The sequence below is a fragment of the Blattabacterium cuenoti genome (genome assembly GCF_014252315.1).
GTDB classification, from domain to species: domain Bacteria; phylum Bacteroidota; class Bacteroidia; order Flavobacteriales; family Blattabacteriaceae; genus Blattabacterium; species Blattabacterium cuenoti_AI.
Genome location: NZ_CP059216.1, coordinates 245,024 through 262,903 on the forward strand (window position 1 = coordinate 245,024; position 17,880 = coordinate 262,903).

Sequence of the window (17,880 nt, forward strand, 5' to 3'; positions counted from 1 at the left end):
ATGGAATATCAAGATATAGCTATAGGATTAGATGTAGGAACAACAAAAATTGTAGCTATGGTAGGAAGAAGAAATGAATATAACAAAATTGAGGTTTTAGGTATAGGTAGATCTAAGAGTATAGGTGTTCATAGAGGAGTAGTAAATAATATAACTCAAACAATTGATGCTATTAGAGAAGCTGTATCTGAAGCTGAACATAGTTCAGGATTAAAAATAAAAGAAGTAATTGTTGGAATAGCAGGGCAACATATTCGAAGTTTACAACATAATGATTACATTACTAGATTAGATTTTGAAAATGTTATTAATCAAAAAGATATACAAAAATTAATAGATCAAGTACATAAATTAGTAATGCTTCCTGGAGAAGAAATTATTCACGTTCTTCCACAAGAATATAAAGTTGATAGTCAATCAGAAATAGGAGAACCAATAGGAATGTATGGAAGTCGTTTAGAAGCAAATTTTCATGTTGTAGTAGGACAAATATCTTCAATTAGAAATATCGGAAGATGTGTTAAAGCTGCTGGATTAAATCTATCAGGAATGACATTGGAACCTATAGCTTCAGCAGAAGCTGTTTTAAATAGAGAAGAAAGAGAAGCTGGAGTTGCTTTGGTAGATATAGGAGGAGGAACAACTGATGTTGCTATATTTAAAGATGATATTATTCGTCATACTGCAGTTATTCCATTTGGTGGTAATGTAATTACTGAAAATATTAAAACGGATTGTTTAATTATTGAAAGACAAGCAGAATCATTAAAAATAAAGTTTGGATCAGCTTGGCCTGGAGAAAATAAAGAAACTGAAATTGTTTGTATTCCAGGATTAAGAGGAAGAGATCCTAAAGAAATATCTATAAAACATTTATCTCAAATTATACATACAAGAGTATGTGAAATTTTAGAATATGTTAATATAGAAATTAATCATTATGGAAATGAAGAAAAAAAAAAAAGATTGATTGCAGGATTAGTTATGACAGGAGGAGGGTCGCAATTAAAACACATTCGTCCTTTAACTGAATATATTACAGGAATGGATGTTAGAATTGGTTATTCTAATGAACATATAGCAGGTGGAGAAAATGGTTTTATAAGTAATCCAGAATATGCTACATCAATAGGATTAGTTATTAAAGGATTAGATGATAAGAAAAAATATTTATGTACATCAGATATAGGATATAAATTAGAAAATAATAAAGAATTATTTTCTACAAAACTTTATAATAATGATAATGATTATTATTCATATGAAAATAGATTAGATAAATTATCAAATAATTCTTTAAAAAAAAGAAAAAAAACAAAATCTTTTTTGGAAATTTGGGCAGATAAATTTCGTAAAATATTGAATGATACAGAATAAAAAATAATGAAACAAGAAGATTTACAAAAAAAAAATAAAATACAATTTGGATTTTCTAATAATCGTTCAGCTGCAATAAAAGTAATTGGAGTAGGAGGTGGAGGAAGTAATGCTTTAAGTTATATGTTTGAACAAGGTATTAATGGTGTAGATTTTATAGCATGTAACACAGATGCACAAGCTCTAAATAATAATATTGTTCCTACAAAAATACAATTAGGAGCTTCTATAACAGAAGGGTTAGGAGCTGGAGCCGATCCAGAAGTAGGAGAAAAAGCTGCATTAGAGAGTTTAGAAGAAATAAAAAGTGTATTGGATTCCAATACTAAAATGACATTTATAACTGCAGGAATGGGTGGTGGGACAGGAACAGGCGCTGCACCAGTTATTGCAGGAATTTCTAAAGAAAAAGGAATCCTAACTGTAGGAATTGTTACTATTCCATTTCATTTTGAAGGAAAAATGAGATTACAACAAGCTCAAAAAGGAATAGAATCATTAAGAAAAAATGTAGATTCTTTAATTGTTATAAATAATGATAAATTAAGGGAATTATATGGTAATCTTGGATTTAAAGCTGGCTTTGCTAAAGCAGATGAAGTTTTAACTACTGCAGCTAAAGGAATTGCAGAAGTAATAACCCATCATTATAAACAAAATATAGATCTTAGAGATACAAGAACTGTACTTAAAGAAAGTGGAACAGCTGTTATGGGATCTGCGGTATCCGTAGGAGAAAATAGAGCAAAAGAAGCTGTTATTCAAGCTTTAGATTCTCCATTATTAAATGATAATAAAATTACTGGAGCAAAAAACGTTCTTCTTCTTATTGTTTCTGGAAGAATTGAAATTACTATTGATGAAATAGGAGTTATAAGTGATTACATTCAATCAGAAGCAGGAAATAATGCAAATATTATTATGGGAATAGGAGAAGATGAAAAACTAGAGGAGAGTATTTCCGTTACTATAGTAGCTACAGGATTCCCTACAGAAGTACAAAGAGCTATTAATCATGAAGAAAAAAAAGTTTTTCATAGATTAGAAGATCCTTATGAACAAAAATTACACAATAAAGAAGAAATTAGTTCTTTTTCTAGAAAAAAAGATTCGTATTTTTCTATAAAAAAATATTCAAAACCAAATATTACAAATAATTCAAAAATAAATTTTTCTTTTAATAAAAATGTTTTTGATAAATCTATTAATTCAAAATCTAAAACATCCATATCTAATAAAGAAAAAAATAAATATTATTTAGATGATGAGAATTTTAATTCTCCTATATCTTTATATAAAAAAAATAAAAATAAAATTTTAAAAAAAAATATACATGAAAAAGAAAAAAATAAAGAATAGTATAATCTTATCATTATAAGATGAAATTTTTAATTCCTAAAGGAACCAGAGATTTTTCTTCAATAGAAATACTTAATAGAAACTTTTTAATTAAAACTATTCAAAATGGATTTTTAAAATTTGGATTTTGTCCAATAGAAACTCCTTCATTTGAAAATGTATCAACTTTTACTGGAAAATACGGAAAAGAAGGAGAATGTTTAATTTTTAAAATTATTAATTCTGGAAATTCTTTAAAAAAAGGATTATCAAACTTTACAAAAAAAAATATTAATAATATTGATGAATATTCTTTAATTAATCATATTTCTAATAAAGCACTTAGATATGATTTAACGGTTCCTTTTATAAGATACATTTCTACTAATAAAAATAAAATAATTTTTCCTTTTAGGAGATATCAAATACAACCTGTTTGGAGAGCTGAAAATCCACAAAAAGGAAGATTTAGAGAATTTTATCAATGCGATGCTGATATTATAACACCTATTAATTCTTCTTCTTTATGGGAAGAAGTAGAATTTTTTAAACTTTGTGATTTTATTTTTAATAAATTAAATATACCTACAATTATTTATATTAATCATATAGATATTTTAAAAGGATTAGCAGAATTATCAAATATAAAAAAAACTTTATGGAAAGATTTTATTAGATCATTAGATAAACTAGGTAAAATTGGAAAAGATTTAGTAAAAAAAGAAATGATACAAAAAGGAATTTCTTTAAAATCTATTAATAAAATAGAAACATTATTGAATATTAAAGGAAAATTCTTTGAAAAAAAAAATATATTAAACAAATTATTTAAATATTCTGTTAATGGAAAAAAAGGAATAAAAGATATTAATTTAATATATAAAACAATAAAAAATATTTCATTAAAAAAAACAGTAATAAAGTGGGATATTTCTTTATCTAGAGGTATAAATTATTATACAGATACAATATGGGAAATTGTTCCATTTTTTGACAAAAAAAAAAGTAATAATATGTTTTCTATTGGAGGTGGAGGTAGATATAATAAATTAACTAATTTATTTGGAATAAAAAATTTTTCCGGTATTGGAACTTCATTTGGATTAGATAGAATTTATATAATTATGGAAGAAAAAAAATTATTTCATACAAATATACATAATTTTTATCCTGCAAAAGTTATGTTTATAAATTTTGGATACGAAGAAACGTTACATGCATATAAAATAATAAACCATTTAAGAGAAATAGGAATTTCTACTCAATTATATCCAAATTCTATAAATATTAGTAAACAATTTAAATATGCCCATAATAACAATATTCCTTTTGTTATTATTATAGGAAAAAAAGAAATAGAAAAAAATAAAATAAAAATAAAAGATATTAAAAATAAAAAGGAAAAAGAGTTTGATAATATTAATGATTTAATTAATCAATTAAAATAATTCTTTGTTCTATTATCATTTTTTTCATTCTTTATATGAAAAGAACGAGCTTTTTTCTTCCAAATAAATAACCCTTCTACAGATAATAAAATTAATATTATAAATAAAATTTCTGTAAAGAAAAAACCTTTAAAAAAATATATAGAAACAGATAATATATTTCCTATTATCCAAAATATCCAATTTTCTACTTTTTTTATTGCCATTTGATACATTCCAGAAAAATATAATCCTAATATAATAATATTTGCCCAATGAAAATATTTTTCGTTGTTTTTATTTAAAAATCTAACCATTATAATAAATATACAAGTAAACAAAAATAAAATTAAAGTATGAAAATAATCTTTTTTATTACAAAATGTAATAGGAATTTTTTTATCATTATATTTTTTACTAAAAATACATAAATACCATCCATAAAAAATTATTACAATATAGTACATATTAATTATAAAATTTCCATAAAGAAAATTCTTATAGGTTAAATAACTATATATCATAGAACTTAATATTCCTACAGGGAACATCAATACATTATTTTTTTTAGCAAAAAAAAAACTAAATACTGTAAATATAATTGCCATTGAATCTAATATTAAATAAATCCAATTGTTATAATTAAAATATGGAAAAAACATAAAATATATACTAAATTATATATCTAGATCTATACTATATACTAAATAATAATTTTTTATTTTTCTGTAAAAAGCATAGAATTTTTTGCTATAATTTTTTTTTAATATCCAACATGATATATATGAATTTGCATCTATACAAAATGGAGATACTTTATAATTCTTTAAAAAATTATAAAAAATACCTTTACTTAATTTATATAAACTTTCTTTTATTCCCCATATAATATGTAGGTAATCTTTTTCGTATTTTTTTCTTATAAAAGAATTTTCATCCTTTCGTATAAATTTATTTTTTATATTCATAATTTTGTTATCTAATCTAAATTTCTCTATATCTATTCCTACATTGAACGAACTTATTGCTATAGCCATTCTATCATAAGAATGACTTAAAGAAATATATTTTTTGTTATGAAAAAGAAAAAAAAATTTTTTTTTTTCATTATAAATAACACTAATTTTTATTCCTATATATTTTAATATACAACGTATTCCTAACCGTATTCCTAAAAATTCTTTTTTTCTTTTTTCTGATAAAGAATTATAAAATATTTTTTCTTTATCATTAAGTTTAATTTTACTTATAAAAGTACTATCCAAAAATTTTATCCATTTTAATACTATAATTTTTGTATGGATATTATTATTTTCAATATTTTTCATAATTTTTAAATATTTATTATTGTAATTATGAAAAAAAAGATTAAAAACGCGTTAAAAAAAGTTATATTTTCTAATAATAAAAATATCATTGAACTAAATTTATTAAAAAAAATTGATTTAGTAAATAAAAAAATAATTATTAATTTGATTTTACCTAATCCCACTATGCATTTAAAAGAAAAAATTAAAAATGATATTTTAAATTTTTTAAAAAAAGAAATAGATATAAAAAATATGAAAGTGGAAATTATTATAGAATCAAATAAAATAATAATAGAAAAAAAAAATTTTATAATAAAAAATATAATTGCTATAGCTTCTGGAAAAGGTGGAGTAGGTAAATCAACAATAGCTGCTAATATAGCTATTACATTAGAAAATATGGGGTATGACGTTGGATTATTAGATGCAGATATTTATGGCCCTTCTATCCCTATAATGTTTAATATTGATATTAATGATCCATCTATTTTATATAAAAATGGATATTTAAATCCTATTAAGAGTAATTATGGAATAAAAATTTTATCAATAGGATTTTTTACAGAATATGGAAAAGCAATTATTTGGAGAGGCCCTATGGTTACTAAAGTGTTAATTCAATTTATTCATGACACTAATTGGGGAAGTTTAGATTTTTTAATAGTAGATTTACCTCCGGGAACAGGAGATATTCATTTATCTCTTGTACAAGAATTTTCATTAAAAGGAGTAATAATAGTAAGTACATCTCAAAAAATAGCCTTGTCTGATGTTGCTAGAACTATTCAAATGTATCAAATTAAATCTATTCATGTTCCAATATTAGGAATAATTGAAAATATGTCGTATTTCTTTGCAAAAGAAATAAATGATAAAAAATATTTTTTATTTGGAAAAGATAAATTAAAACAATTATCTAAAAATATGAATTTATCTTTTTTAGGTGAAATTCCTTTATTACAAGATATACAAGAATTTTCTGATTTAGGTATTCCTGTTGTATTAAGAAATAATAATGTTAAAAAAATTTTCGTAGATATTACAAAAAATATAATAAATAAAATAATTATGTAATATAGAATTTTATAAATATTTTTATATAATAGATCCAATTATATTTACTTCTCTAGATAAATAAATTCCAAATTTATTTTTAATATCATCTATAATTTTTTGTGAAATATAAAAAATATCCATTCCACTAGCTTTTCCATAATTAATAATAATTATAGGTTGTTTTTTATATATTTCTACATCTCCAAATCTTTTTCCTTTCCATCCTGTATGTTCAATTAAATAATTTGCAGATACTTTTATTTTATTTTTATCAATAGAATATCCAATAATATTAGGATAATGTTTTATTAATTTATTATAGAAACTTTTTTTTATTATAGGATTTGTAAAAAAACTTCCTGCATTTCCTATTTTTTTTGGATCCGGAATTTTTTTACTTCTGATGGAAAAAATAATTTTTGCTATATCATTATTATTAGGATTTTTAATATTTAAAATTTTTATATTATTTCGAATATCTTTATAAGATAAATTTAATTTTTTATTTTTACTTAAAACAAAAAAAACAGATACAATTAAAAATCTTTTATTATAATTTTTTTCTTTAAAAATTGAATGACGATATGAAAATTTACAATATTTTTTTGTGATAAAAAATATTTTTTTTTTAATTATTTCATATACTTCTATTTTTAATATGTAATTTTTTATTTCTACACCATATGCTCCAATATTTTGAATTGGAGAAGCGCCAATAGTTCCGGGTATAAATGATAGATTTTCTAATCCATAAAATCTTTTTTTTATTGTCCATTCTACAAAATCATTCCAGTTTTCTCCAGAAAATGCTCTAATAATTACTTTATAATCATTTTCATAAATAATTTTTATTCCTTTTATTTCTATTTTTATAACAACTCCTGAAAAATATTTATTTAAAAATAATACGTTACTTCCATTTCCTAATATTATCTTTGGAAGATATGGATATAAAGTATATATACGATAAAAATCATATATGCTTTTAATTATTACGAAATATCTAACATAAACATTGATTCCAAATGTATTAAAATTTTTTATAGAAAAATTTTTTTCAATTAACATAAATTATAAATAACTAAATTAAATTTTGTTTATAAAAATTGTAATGATTAAATTTATTGTTGTATAAAAATATTAAAATATTTTTTCTTATGAAAAAAGGAGGAAATTTATTATTAGGAATAATTATAGGAACTATATTTGGATTAATAATTAGTCCCATAATATATCAAAAAAAAAATAATAAAATTAAAAATTCTTTTAATAAAAAATCAAATAATTTTAAAGAAAATATAAAAAATGTAAAAGAAAAAATTGGGGAAAAAATAGAAAAAATAAAATCAGATTTTGAAACAAAATGGAATAAAAACAAAAAATCAAAAGAACTTGATCAAGTAGAAGATCAATTAGGAACTTAAAAAAATTATTAATTATAAAAAAATGTTTTTTTTCATAAAAAATATTTTATATAATAAATGGAATACTATAAAAAATAACTTAATTAAGTTATTAATACATATAATTTCTGAAATATACTTAAATATTATTTCGTTAATATTTTATTTCATTATTTTTTCTTTATGTATTGTATCTCTATGTTTTTTTTTTCACTTTATTTAAAAAACTATCTAATTGGATTTATTATTATTCCTATATTATTTTCTATTATATCTATCATTGTATTTTATTTTTGTAAAAAAATTATACGTACTATTATCAATAAGTTTTTGAATAATATTATTAAAAAGTTTTTTGATAAAATTTTATAAAAAATTATTAAATATTATGAAAAAATTAATTATATATGGAATTCATCCATTGATAGAAGCTATAACATCAGATTATAATATTAAAAAAATATTTATATTAAAAAAATTACAAAAACAATTTTTATATTTTAATAATAAATCCAATTCATATAAAAAACTAATAAATTTATCCAAAAAAAAAAAAATACCAATACATTCTGTATCAGAACATCATTTTTTACCTATAAAAAATAAAAATCATCAAGGTATTTTTTCCATTATTTCTCATATAAACACATTTAAAATAAAAGAATTATTACCTAATTTATATAAAAAAAAAATAAATCCATTTTTAATTATATTAGATAACATTACAGATGTAAGAAATTTTGGATCTATAGTACGTACTTCTGTTTGTGCAGGAGTAAATGCTATTATTGTTCCTAATAAAAATACAGCTATGATAAATTCTGATTCTATAAAAACATCTTCAGGAGCATTATTTAAAATTCCTATATGTAAAGAAAATAGTATTATAAATTCTATTAAATTTTTAACTAATTCTGGATTAAAAATTGTTTCTACAACAATTAAATCTACTGTAAATTGGCATAATATAAATTTTTTAAAACCTACAGCCATAATATTTGGAAATGAAGAAAAAGGTGTAAATGAAAAATATATTGAAATTTCTAATAAAATTATAAGTATTCCATCAATACACAAAAATATATCATCTTTAAATGTATCTGTAGCATGTGGTATTATTTTATATGAAGTTTTTAGACAAAGAAAAACATTAAAAAATTAAAATTCACCTTTAAACTGATTTAAAAAACGTATATCATTATCAAAATAAGTTCTAATATCTTTAATTTTATAAATCATTAAAGCTAAACGTTCTATTCCTAATCCAAAAGCAAATCCTGAATAAAATTCAGGATCTATATCTACATTTTTCAAAACTATTGGATCTATAATTCCACATCCCATTATTTCCATCCAATTATTATTATAATATACATCTACTTCTGCACTAGGTTCTGTAAATGGAAAATAAGAAGGACGAAACCTTATTATTGATTTTCCAAAAATAGATAATATAATGTAATTAATGGTTTTTTTTAAGTTAGAAAAAGAAACATACTTATCAATATAAAATGCCTCCATTTGATGAAACATAAAATTAGAATGTGATGATACAGTTTCATTCCTATAAACTTTTCCTATAGAAAAAATTCTTGAAGGAGGTTTATGTTTTTTCATATATCTTATTTGAATTGATGTAGTATGAGTCCTCAATAAAAAATTTGAATTATTACATAGAAAAAATGTATCTTGCATATCTCTGGATGGATGCCAAATAGGAATATTTAATGCAGTAAAATTATGCCAATCATCTTCTATTTCAGGGCTATTTATATAATTAAATCCTATTTGGGATAAAATATGTATTATTCTATTCTTTATAATAGAAATTGGATGTGCTGATCCTATATTAGGACTATTACCTGTAATAGTTAAATCAACATTATTTATGTTATTATTAATATTAAATTTATTTTCATAAATTTTTTTTTTAATATCTTTTTTTAAATCATTAACAATTTTTCCAATTATTTTTCTTTTATATATAGGAATTTCATGTATATTTTTTAATATATTTGTTATTATTCCTGATTTTTTTCCAAGAAATTTAATTCTAAATTTATTTAATTCTTCTAGTGTTTTTGGTTTAAAATGTTCAATTTCTTTTTTTATTTTAGATATTTCTTTATCACACATTGTTTAACATTATTGAATTTTTCATAATAATTATGATTATTAGTTAATAACAATAAATAATACAAAATTCTTATATAAATTTATTTATAAAGTTGTAAATAAATATTATGACATTTATAGATATATTAATATTAATATTAGTTCTATACGGAGGATTTTGTGGATATAAAAATGGATTAATATCACAGCTTTTTGTTCCTACAATATTTATATTTTCATTATATAAAGGATTATATATATTTCATGTTACTAAAAATATATTACGTATATTTTTTAATATAAATGATAAAACATATTTTTCGCATTTTTTATTTATAATTGTTTCTTTCATTTTTATAGTATTTATTGTTTTTTTATTAAAAAGAATAATTCAATTTATTGTAACTATTATATATATGGATTATTTAAATAAATTAGGAGGATTTATTTTAGGTGTAATAAAGAACTTTTTATATATTTCATTATTTATATTTTTTTTTAAAAAAATTAATAAAAAAATGAATTTAGTGTCCGATATTTTTCTTGATAGTTTTTTAGAAGAAAAATTTCAACTTTTTTTATATAAAAAAAGTTCATTGATAATATTTTTATTAAATAAATTAAAAAAATTATTATTTGTCTTTAATATATAAAAAATGTTTATGATAAAAAATTAATTATTAAGTATATATATAATAATGAATTTAATATAATTAATTATAGTGTTGTAATACAATAAATAATAATAAAATACTTTTACCGTAAATTTTTACTATTTGAAAAAATGTCATAATATAAAAAAATTATGTCTTTAATTAATTCTGATATTTTTTTTGATTCCAAAATAATATTTAACATTAAAAATGTATTTTTAGTTCCGTAATCATTTCTAGTAATACCTATAACTTGCTGATTAATTTGATTTCTTATTTTTTTTATTATATCATAATGTATTTTTTCTATTAATAATTTAACATATTTATAGTTGTTATGATTATAATTATTTTTATTTAATTTATTTATTAAATTAAAACATTTTACTATTTTATTTTCAATAAAAAATAAGTTTTTTTTTTGTTTATATTTCAATGGTTTATGACAATTTATAACATGTAACAATGTATAATTTGTAATCACATCTAGAGACTTAATTATATTTTTTATTATACCATACATATGAAAATAAAATATTCCCATTACAAAATTATTTTTATTTAATTTTTTTATTACTGAAATCAAAGAATTTTCTATTCCTGAATAATTTTCTTTTAACTTTAATAAATTATTTTTACCGTTACGAAGTAATTTTAAATCTTCTTGAATAATTCCATTTACAGAATCTGTATATATTTCCTTTGAAAATTCAATATTATGTTTTATAATATTATGAATTTTACTTAATAAATTCTTTTCTGATATATTTAATAATATATTATATTCTTCAAATTTTTTTTCTTGTAGTTTATATTTTTTATAATTTTTATAAGAAATAAATATAATAAGAATTACTAAAAATAGTATAGCCCAAATTTTAAAAAAATATAAAAAAGAAGATACTACCCCAGATATAGCAAAAGCTATTATTCCAGTTAGTATCCATCCTCTTATAACATTTAGTACTCCAGATACTCTATAAACCGCACTTTCTCTATCCCAAGCTCTATCAGATAAAGATGTACCCATTGAAACCATAAAAGTAACGAAAGTAGTTGATAAAGGTAATTTTTTTATTGTAGCTATAGATAATAATATGCTTGATATAGTTAAATTAGCAGAAGCTCTTATCAAATCAAATGCAGCATTTTTTTCTATTTCTATTTTATTATGTCTAAAATTTTTTTCTATTCTTTCATATATTATTTTTGGAAATAATTTTTTAAATATATATCCAAAATGAATAAAAAATCTAACAATCCATCTAGATAAAGAATTTGATAAAAATTTTTCTGGTCCTTCATATTGTCTACTCAAATTAATTTCTGTACTAGAAATATTTTTAGTTTTTTTAGAAAACCAAAGTGTTAATATCATAATTAATCCAGAAAAAATCAATATTGATGGATCAACTTTAACTTTATTTCCAGACAAACTTTTCATATTAAATTTTTCTGGATTTTGATTACCTTCTTTAATCCATATATTATATGATTGTACTCCGGCTATAGGAACCCCTATAAAATTAACTAAGTCATTTCCAGAGAAAGCCATAGCTAAAGAAAAAGTTCCATATAATACAACAAATTTAAATATATTATATCTAAAAAAAATAAATATAATTGCTACAATTAACCATGTTAATAACAATAAAAGTAAAAAAATAAAAAAGTTTTGATGAATCCAATTGGTTAATTGTTGAATATATAAAGATATTTGTGTAATAAATCCATTTGTATTTATATCTACTCCTTTTATAGAACTATATAATCCTTTTATTATAAGAAAATAGGTCATACTACTTAACGATATAGTAGCCCATATTACTTCAGTATATCTCAATTTTTTTTTTTCATAATTAAACCCAAATAAAAAACGAATAAAATAATGAATGAATGATCCTGATATAAAAGAAATTATAATTGATAAAAAAATTCCTAAACTAATATTTATAGTTTTATTAAACTTTATATACTGATTGATATGGTAAAAAGATTCTTTATTTAAAAGTATTTTTATTATTGCAATACTAAAAGATCCACCTAATAAACAAAAAACCATAGATACTGTAGTAGATGTTGGTAATCCTAATGTGTTAAAAATATCCAATAATATAATATCAGATATCATAACTGATAAAAATATAAATATAACATCTGAAAAACAAAATTTAGAAGGATCAAATACTCCTTTTCTCGCTATTTCCATCATACCACTAGATAAAAATGATCCCAATATAATTCCTATACTAGCAAATATCATTATTACTGTACGAGAAGAAACTTTTGATCCAATAGCTGAATTCAAAAAATTTACTGCATCATTAATTAACCCAACAATAAGATCAAATATAGACAATATAAAAATAAGTATTATGACTGAAGGGTAAAAAGATTTCATAACAGAAAAATTGTACTTAAATTTAAGTAATTAAGAAAAATTTGTAATAAAATAATTCAATCTTTTTTTTCAAAAAATTTTTTTACTAAATTTTCTACTGAAATATCAGGAATCTTGTATAAAATATCATCCAATATATTTTCACAATCTTTGTGAGAAAATCCTAATACATGTAAGGCATATAAAGCTTCTTTTTTTACATTATTAATAGTATCATATTTAATATTAATTCCATTATATTCTACTTGTGATTTTTTACAAATTTTATCCTTCAATTCTATTATAATTTTTTGAGCAGTTTTTTTACCAATACCTTTAACTTTATTAAATATTCCAATATCTTCTTCATAAATAGATTTTTCTATTTCATATGGAGAAATAGATGATAATAATACAATAGATAAATTAGGTCCTATTCCATTAACAGATATTAAATAAGAAAATATTTTTCTTTCTTTTTTATCAAAAAATCCATATAAAATATGTTTATGTTCTCTTATAATTAAATAAGTATAAATACATATATATTTTTTTTTTATTTTGGATAAAAAAGAATAAGTATATTCAGAAATATGAATATAATAACCTACACCATTACAATCAATTATTATATATGAATTATTTTTTTCAATTATTTCTCCTTTTAAATGTGTTATCACAATATCAAAAAATTATTTTTTTCTAAAAAAAATTTTTATAGGAATTCCTTTAAAGTTGAAATGATAACGTATTTTATTTTCTATAAATCTTACATATGATTTTTTTATATATTGAGGAAAATTAGAAAAAAATACAAACTTGGGAATATTTGATGGTAATTGTGTACAATACTTAATTGTTATTAATTTATTTTTATAAGATAAAGGTGGATTATTTTTAATAATTGGTAACATAATTTTATTGAGAATATTAGTTTTTAACCTTATAGTGCTTTTTTCTTTTATTTTAAAAGATAATGGAATTATTTTATGTACGTTATATTTATTTTTAGCGGATATAAATAAAATAGGAGAATCAATTGGATAAACCTTTTTTTTTATAAAAATCTCATATTTTTTTTTTATTAAAGATTCATTTTTATTATTATAAAATAAATCCCATTTGTTTACTATAATTACGATTCCTTTATAATTATTTTTTATTAAATTAAAAATATTCATATCCTGTTTTTCCCATCCAAAATATGCATCTATTATTAACAAACATACATCTGAAGACTCTATACTTTTTAATGTCCTTGTTATTGAATAAAATTCAATTTCTTTTACTTTTGATTTTTTTCTCATTCCAGGAGTATCAATTAATATACATTTATATTCATTTGTTTTATTACAAATAATAGATAGATTGTCTCTTGTGGTTCCAGGAATACTTGTTACTATATGAATACTTTTTTTCATTAATGAATTAATTAATGTAGATTTTCCTACATTTGGCCTTCCAACTATAGATAGTTTTGGAATTATTTTTAAATCATTTAATTTTTTTTTATTTTTTTCAAATTCATTTTCATTGTTTTTTGTTAATATTATTGATATTTTATCTAATAATTCTACAATTCCAATTCCATTAACAGCTGATACATAATAATAATTATTAAATCCTAAACTATAAAAATCTGTATCAAAACTTGATATTTTGTGATCTATTTTATTTATTACTAAAAAAATAGGTTTATTATACTTCCTTATAATATTAGATAATTCTATATCTTCATTTAACAATCCTGTTGTAATATCTATTAATAATAAAATTATATCTGATTCATTAATGGATTGTATAATTTGTTTATTTATTTCTATTTGAATAATATCATTATTTGAAATATTAAATCCACCAGTATCTAAAAATAAAAATTTTATTTCATTCCATTTTAAATATCCACATACACGATCTCTAGTTATTCCACTATATTTATGTGTTATTGATTTTTTTACACCAATAATACGATTAAAAAGAGTAGACTTTCCTACATTAGAACGTCCTATAATAGACACAGTATAATTCATACTGAAAAATTATTTACAAATGTAGATTTTTTTTATTAGTTTCAATATTAAAATAATATGCGAATATGCGTATAGATATAGTAAGTGTAGTTCCAAAAATATTTTATAGTCCTTTTTCTGTTTCAATTATAAAAAAAGCTATTAATAAAGGATTAGTTGATATCTATATCCATGATTTAAAAAAATATGGAATAGGAAAATATAAAAAAATAGATGATTATCCTTATGGAGGAGGTGGTGGAATGGTATTTAGAATTGAACCTGTATATAAATGTTTTTGTAACTTATTATCTAAAAGAAAATATGATGAAATTATTTTTATGACTCCTGATGGAGATTTATTTTCACAAGAATATGCTAATAACTTATCTTTGATAAATAATATAATTATTTTATGTGGTCGTTATAAAGGTATTGATCAGAGAATTCGAGATTATTTAATTTCCAAAGAAATATCAATTGGAAATTATATTCTTTCTGGAGGAGAAACAGCCGCAATTGTTATTGTAGAATCAATAGTAAGATTATTACCTGGATTAATTCAAAACAGAAAATCATTGTTAAATGATTCTTTTCAAAAATCATCTAATTATATATCTCATCCTATTTATACTAGACCCGCTATTTATAAAGGATGGAAAGTTCCTGAAATATTATTATCTGGACATCATAAAAAAATAAAAGAATGGATTGATAAAAAATCTTATAATAAAAAAATATAAAACCAATCAATAATTTATGCATTGTTTATTAAGATAAAATAAAAAATATACATTATTATACTTATAAATCGTTTAAATAAAAAAAAATTTGAATATACAACAACAATAGATTTCTATGAATAAAAATAGCAATATAAAAGAATATACAGAAGATAGTATTCAATCTCTAGAAGGTATAGATCATGTTAGAACACGTCCTTCTATGTACATTGGAGATGTTGGGATAAAAGGATTACATCATTTATTTTATGAAGTAATTGATAATTCTGTAGATGAATCATTAGCTGGATTTTGTAATAAAATATGGGTTACTATTCATGAAAATGGATACATAACTATATTAGATAATGGACGTGGAATTCCAGTTGGAATTCATAAAAAAGAAAAATTATCAGCTCTTGAAGTAGTTATGACTAAAATAGGAGCAGGAGGTAAATTTGATAAAAATTCTTATAAAGTTTCAGGAGGATTACATGGCGTAGGATTATCATGTGTTAATGCTCTTTCCAAAAGGTTGATAGCAACTATATACCGAAATGGAAAAATTTACCAACAAGAATATTTTCGTGGAAAACCTATTTATTCTGTAAAATGTTTGGGAAAAACATCTATTCATGGAACTAAAATTCATTATATTGCTGATGATTCTATTTTTAAATCTGTTATATATAACAATGATATTATAATCAATCGTTTAAATGAATTATCTTATTTAAACAAAGGATTATATTTATTTATGGAAAATAAATATAACAATATAAAAAAATATTTTTTTTCTGAAAAAGGATTAAAAGAATATGTTAAAATATTAGATAAAGATAAATCTCCATTAATTGATGACATAATTTTTATTCATGGAGAAAAAGATTCCAATATTATAGAAGTAGCTATATTATATAACACTTCATTTAAAGAAAAAATTTATTCTTATGTAAATAATATAAATACTTACGAAGGTGGAACTCATATTTCTGGATTTAGAAGAGCATTAACTAGAACTTTGAAAAAGTATATAGATAAAAATTGGATAAATTTTAAAGATAAAAAAGATAAAATAGAATTTACCGGAGATGATTTTAGAGAAGGAATTACTGTTGTTATTTCTGTTAAAGTTATGAATCCACAATTTGAAGGACAAACTAAGACAAAATTGAGTAATCATGAAATAGGAGGTATTGTAGATAAAATAGTAGGAGAATTTTTTAACAATTATTTGGAAGAACATCCTAATGAAAGAAAAAAAATTTTAGAAAAAATAATTTTATCAGCTAAATCTCGTCAAGCTGCAAAAAAAGCTCGTGAAATAATACAAAAACAAAATCCTATAAATATAAGTGGAGGAATTTTACCTGGTAAATTAGCTGATTGTTCTTTAAATGATCCAAATATTTGTGAAATATATTTAGTAGAAGGAGATTCTGCGGGAGGAACAGCAAAACAGGGTAGAGATAGAAATTTTCAAGCTATTTTACCTTTACGTGGTAAAATATTAAATGTAGAAAAAGCTATACAATATAAAATATTTGAAAATGAGGAAATAAAAAATATATTTACTTCATTAGGAATTACTATAAATATAAAAAATAATAATGATTATAGTGAAAAATTATTAAATATAGATAAGTTAAGATACAATAAAATTATTATTATGACAGATGCAGATATAGATGGTAGTCATATATCAACATTAATATTAACATTGTTTTTTCGATATATGAAATCATTAATAGAAAAAGGATATATATATATTGCAACACCCCCATTGTATTTAATACGTAAAGGATCTTATTATCGTTATGCTTGGAATGATAAAGAAAGAAATGATATTATTCATGAAATAGGAAGTAAAAAACAATTGACAATACAAAGATATAAAGGATTAGGAGAAATGAATGCTGAACAACTTTGGGACACTACAATGAATCCAGAAAATAGAACTCTTCGCAAAATTACTATAAATAATTTTTCAAAAGCTGATAAAACATTTTCTATCCTTATGGGAGACGATGTCCCTCCTCGTAGAGGATTTATAGAAAAAAATGCAATAAAAGCAAAAATAGACGTATAAA

At 20.8% G+C, this 17,880-nt stretch carries 16 protein-coding genes; 9 read left to right on the plus strand and 7 right to left on the minus strand.

Features of this window, described 5'->3' with window-relative positions:
* The 3 genes from ftsA to hisS are packed head-to-tail and all read left to right on the plus strand — an operon-like array spanning position 1 to position 4,163.
* Positions 1-1,377, plus strand: a complete 1,377-nt coding sequence (gene ftsA, locus H0H39_RS01190) for a cell division protein FtsA (RefSeq protein ID WP_185877573.1) — start codon at positions 1-3, stop codon at positions 1,375-1,377.
* A gap of 6 nt (positions 1,378-1,383) precedes the next feature.
* Positions 1,384-2,736: a cell division protein FtsZ gene (ftsZ, locus tag H0H39_RS01195; protein WP_185877574.1), complete on the plus strand. Its 1,353-nt coding sequence runs from the start codon at positions 1,384-1,386 to the stop codon at positions 2,734-2,736.
* Positions 2,737-2,756: 20 nt separating this feature from the next.
* Entirely contained in the window at positions 2,757-4,163 is a 1,407-nt protein-coding gene (gene hisS / locus H0H39_RS01200; RefSeq protein ID WP_185877575.1) for a histidine--tRNA ligase, read from the plus strand.
* Here the strand turns inward: hisS and pnuC are convergent.
* Together pnuC and H0H39_RS01210 are read right to left on the minus strand one after the other, a co-directional pair.
* On the minus strand, positions 4,151-4,804 hold the full coding sequence (pnuC, locus tag H0H39_RS01205; RefSeq protein WP_185877576.1) for a nicotinamide riboside transporter PnuC: 654 nt from the start codon (positions 4,802-4,804) through the stop codon (positions 4,151-4,153). The two genes, hisS and pnuC, sit on opposite strands and share 13 nt — an antisense overlap.
* Before the next feature lie 15 nt (positions 4,805-4,819).
* A complete protein-coding gene (locus tag H0H39_RS01210; RefSeq protein WP_185877577.1) occupies positions 4,820-5,470 on the minus strand; it encodes a 4'-phosphopantetheinyl transferase family protein in 651 nt (216 codons plus the stop codon).
* Positions 5,471-5,497: 27 nt separating this feature from the next.
* On the opposite strand from H0H39_RS01210, the gene H0H39_RS01215 reads away from it, so the two are divergent.
* The gene (locus H0H39_RS01215) at positions 5,498-6,526 is read left to right on the plus strand and encodes an Mrp/NBP35 family ATP-binding protein (protein WP_185877578.1); all 1,029 of its coding nucleotides are present in this window, start codon (positions 5,498-5,500) and stop codon (positions 6,524-6,526) included.
* Between the two features lie 21 nt (positions 6,527-6,547).
* Here the strand turns inward: H0H39_RS01215 and murB are convergent, their stop codons facing one another.
* Complete coding sequence (gene murB, locus H0H39_RS01220; protein WP_185877579.1) at positions 6,548-7,576, minus strand: UDP-N-acetylmuramate dehydrogenase; 1,029 nt, start codon at positions 7,574-7,576, stop codon at positions 6,548-6,550.
* An 89-nt stretch (positions 7,577-7,665) separates the two neighbouring features.
* Here murB and H0H39_RS01225 point away from each other — a divergent pair, with 89 nt between their 5' ends.
* Together H0H39_RS01225 and rlmB are read left to right on the plus strand one after the other, a co-directional pair.
* Positions 7,666-7,932, plus strand: a complete 267-nt coding sequence (locus H0H39_RS01225; RefSeq protein ID WP_185877580.1) for a YtxH domain-containing protein — start codon at positions 7,666-7,668, stop codon at positions 7,930-7,932.
* Between the two features lie 367 nt (positions 7,933-8,299).
* The gene (gene rlmB / locus H0H39_RS01230) at positions 8,300-9,073 is read left to right on the plus strand and encodes a 23S rRNA (guanosine(2251)-2'-O)-methyltransferase RlmB (protein ID WP_185877581.1); all 774 of its coding nucleotides are present in this window, start codon (positions 8,300-8,302) and stop codon (positions 9,071-9,073) included.
* Here rlmB and pheS read toward each other — a convergent pair.
* Positions 9,070-10,047 (minus strand): phenylalanine--tRNA ligase subunit alpha, encoded by a 978-nt coding sequence (gene pheS / locus H0H39_RS01235; protein ID WP_185877582.1) that lies wholly within the window; start codon positions 10,045-10,047, stop codon positions 9,070-9,072. The genes rlmB and pheS overlap by 4 nt on opposite strands.
* A 107-nt stretch (positions 10,048-10,154) precedes the next feature.
* Here pheS and H0H39_RS01240 point away from each other — a divergent pair, with 107 nt between their 5' ends.
* Positions 10,155-10,679 (plus strand): CvpA family protein, encoded by a 525-nt coding sequence (locus H0H39_RS01240; RefSeq protein ID WP_185877583.1) that lies wholly within the window; start codon positions 10,155-10,157, stop codon positions 10,677-10,679.
* A gap of 103 nt (positions 10,680-10,782) precedes the next feature.
* Here the strand turns inward: H0H39_RS01240 and H0H39_RS01245 are convergent, their stop codons facing one another.
* The 3 genes from H0H39_RS01245 to der are packed head-to-tail and all read right to left on the minus strand — an operon-like array spanning position 10,783 to position 15,089.
* The gene (locus tag H0H39_RS01245) at positions 10,783-13,080 is read right to left on the minus strand and encodes an inorganic phosphate transporter (RefSeq protein ID WP_185877584.1); all 2,298 of its coding nucleotides are present in this window, start codon (positions 13,078-13,080) and stop codon (positions 10,783-10,785) included.
* 56 nt (positions 13,081-13,136) lie between these two features.
* Positions 13,137-13,739 (minus strand): Holliday junction branch migration protein RuvA, encoded by a 603-nt coding sequence (gene ruvA / locus H0H39_RS01250; protein ID WP_185877585.1) that lies wholly within the window; start codon positions 13,737-13,739, stop codon positions 13,137-13,139.
* Between the two features lie 12 nt (positions 13,740-13,751).
* Positions 13,752-15,089, minus strand: a complete 1,338-nt coding sequence (gene der / locus H0H39_RS01255; protein WP_185877586.1) for a ribosome biogenesis GTPase Der — start codon at positions 15,087-15,089, stop codon at positions 13,752-13,754.
* Between the two features lie 65 nt (positions 15,090-15,154).
* Here der and trmD point away from each other — a divergent pair, with 65 nt between their 5' ends.
* Both trmD and H0H39_RS01265 read left to right on the plus strand, forming a co-directional pair.
* On the plus strand, positions 15,155-15,811 hold the full coding sequence (gene trmD / locus H0H39_RS01260) for a tRNA (guanosine(37)-N1)-methyltransferase TrmD (protein WP_185877587.1): 657 nt from the start codon (positions 15,155-15,157) through the stop codon (positions 15,809-15,811).
* A gap of 115 nt (positions 15,812-15,926) precedes the next feature.
* The gene (locus tag H0H39_RS01265) at positions 15,927-17,879 is read left to right on the plus strand and encodes a DNA topoisomerase subunit B (protein ID WP_185877588.1); all 1,953 of its coding nucleotides are present in this window, start codon (positions 15,927-15,929) and stop codon (positions 17,877-17,879) included.
* Position 17,880 lies beyond the last annotated feature (1 nt).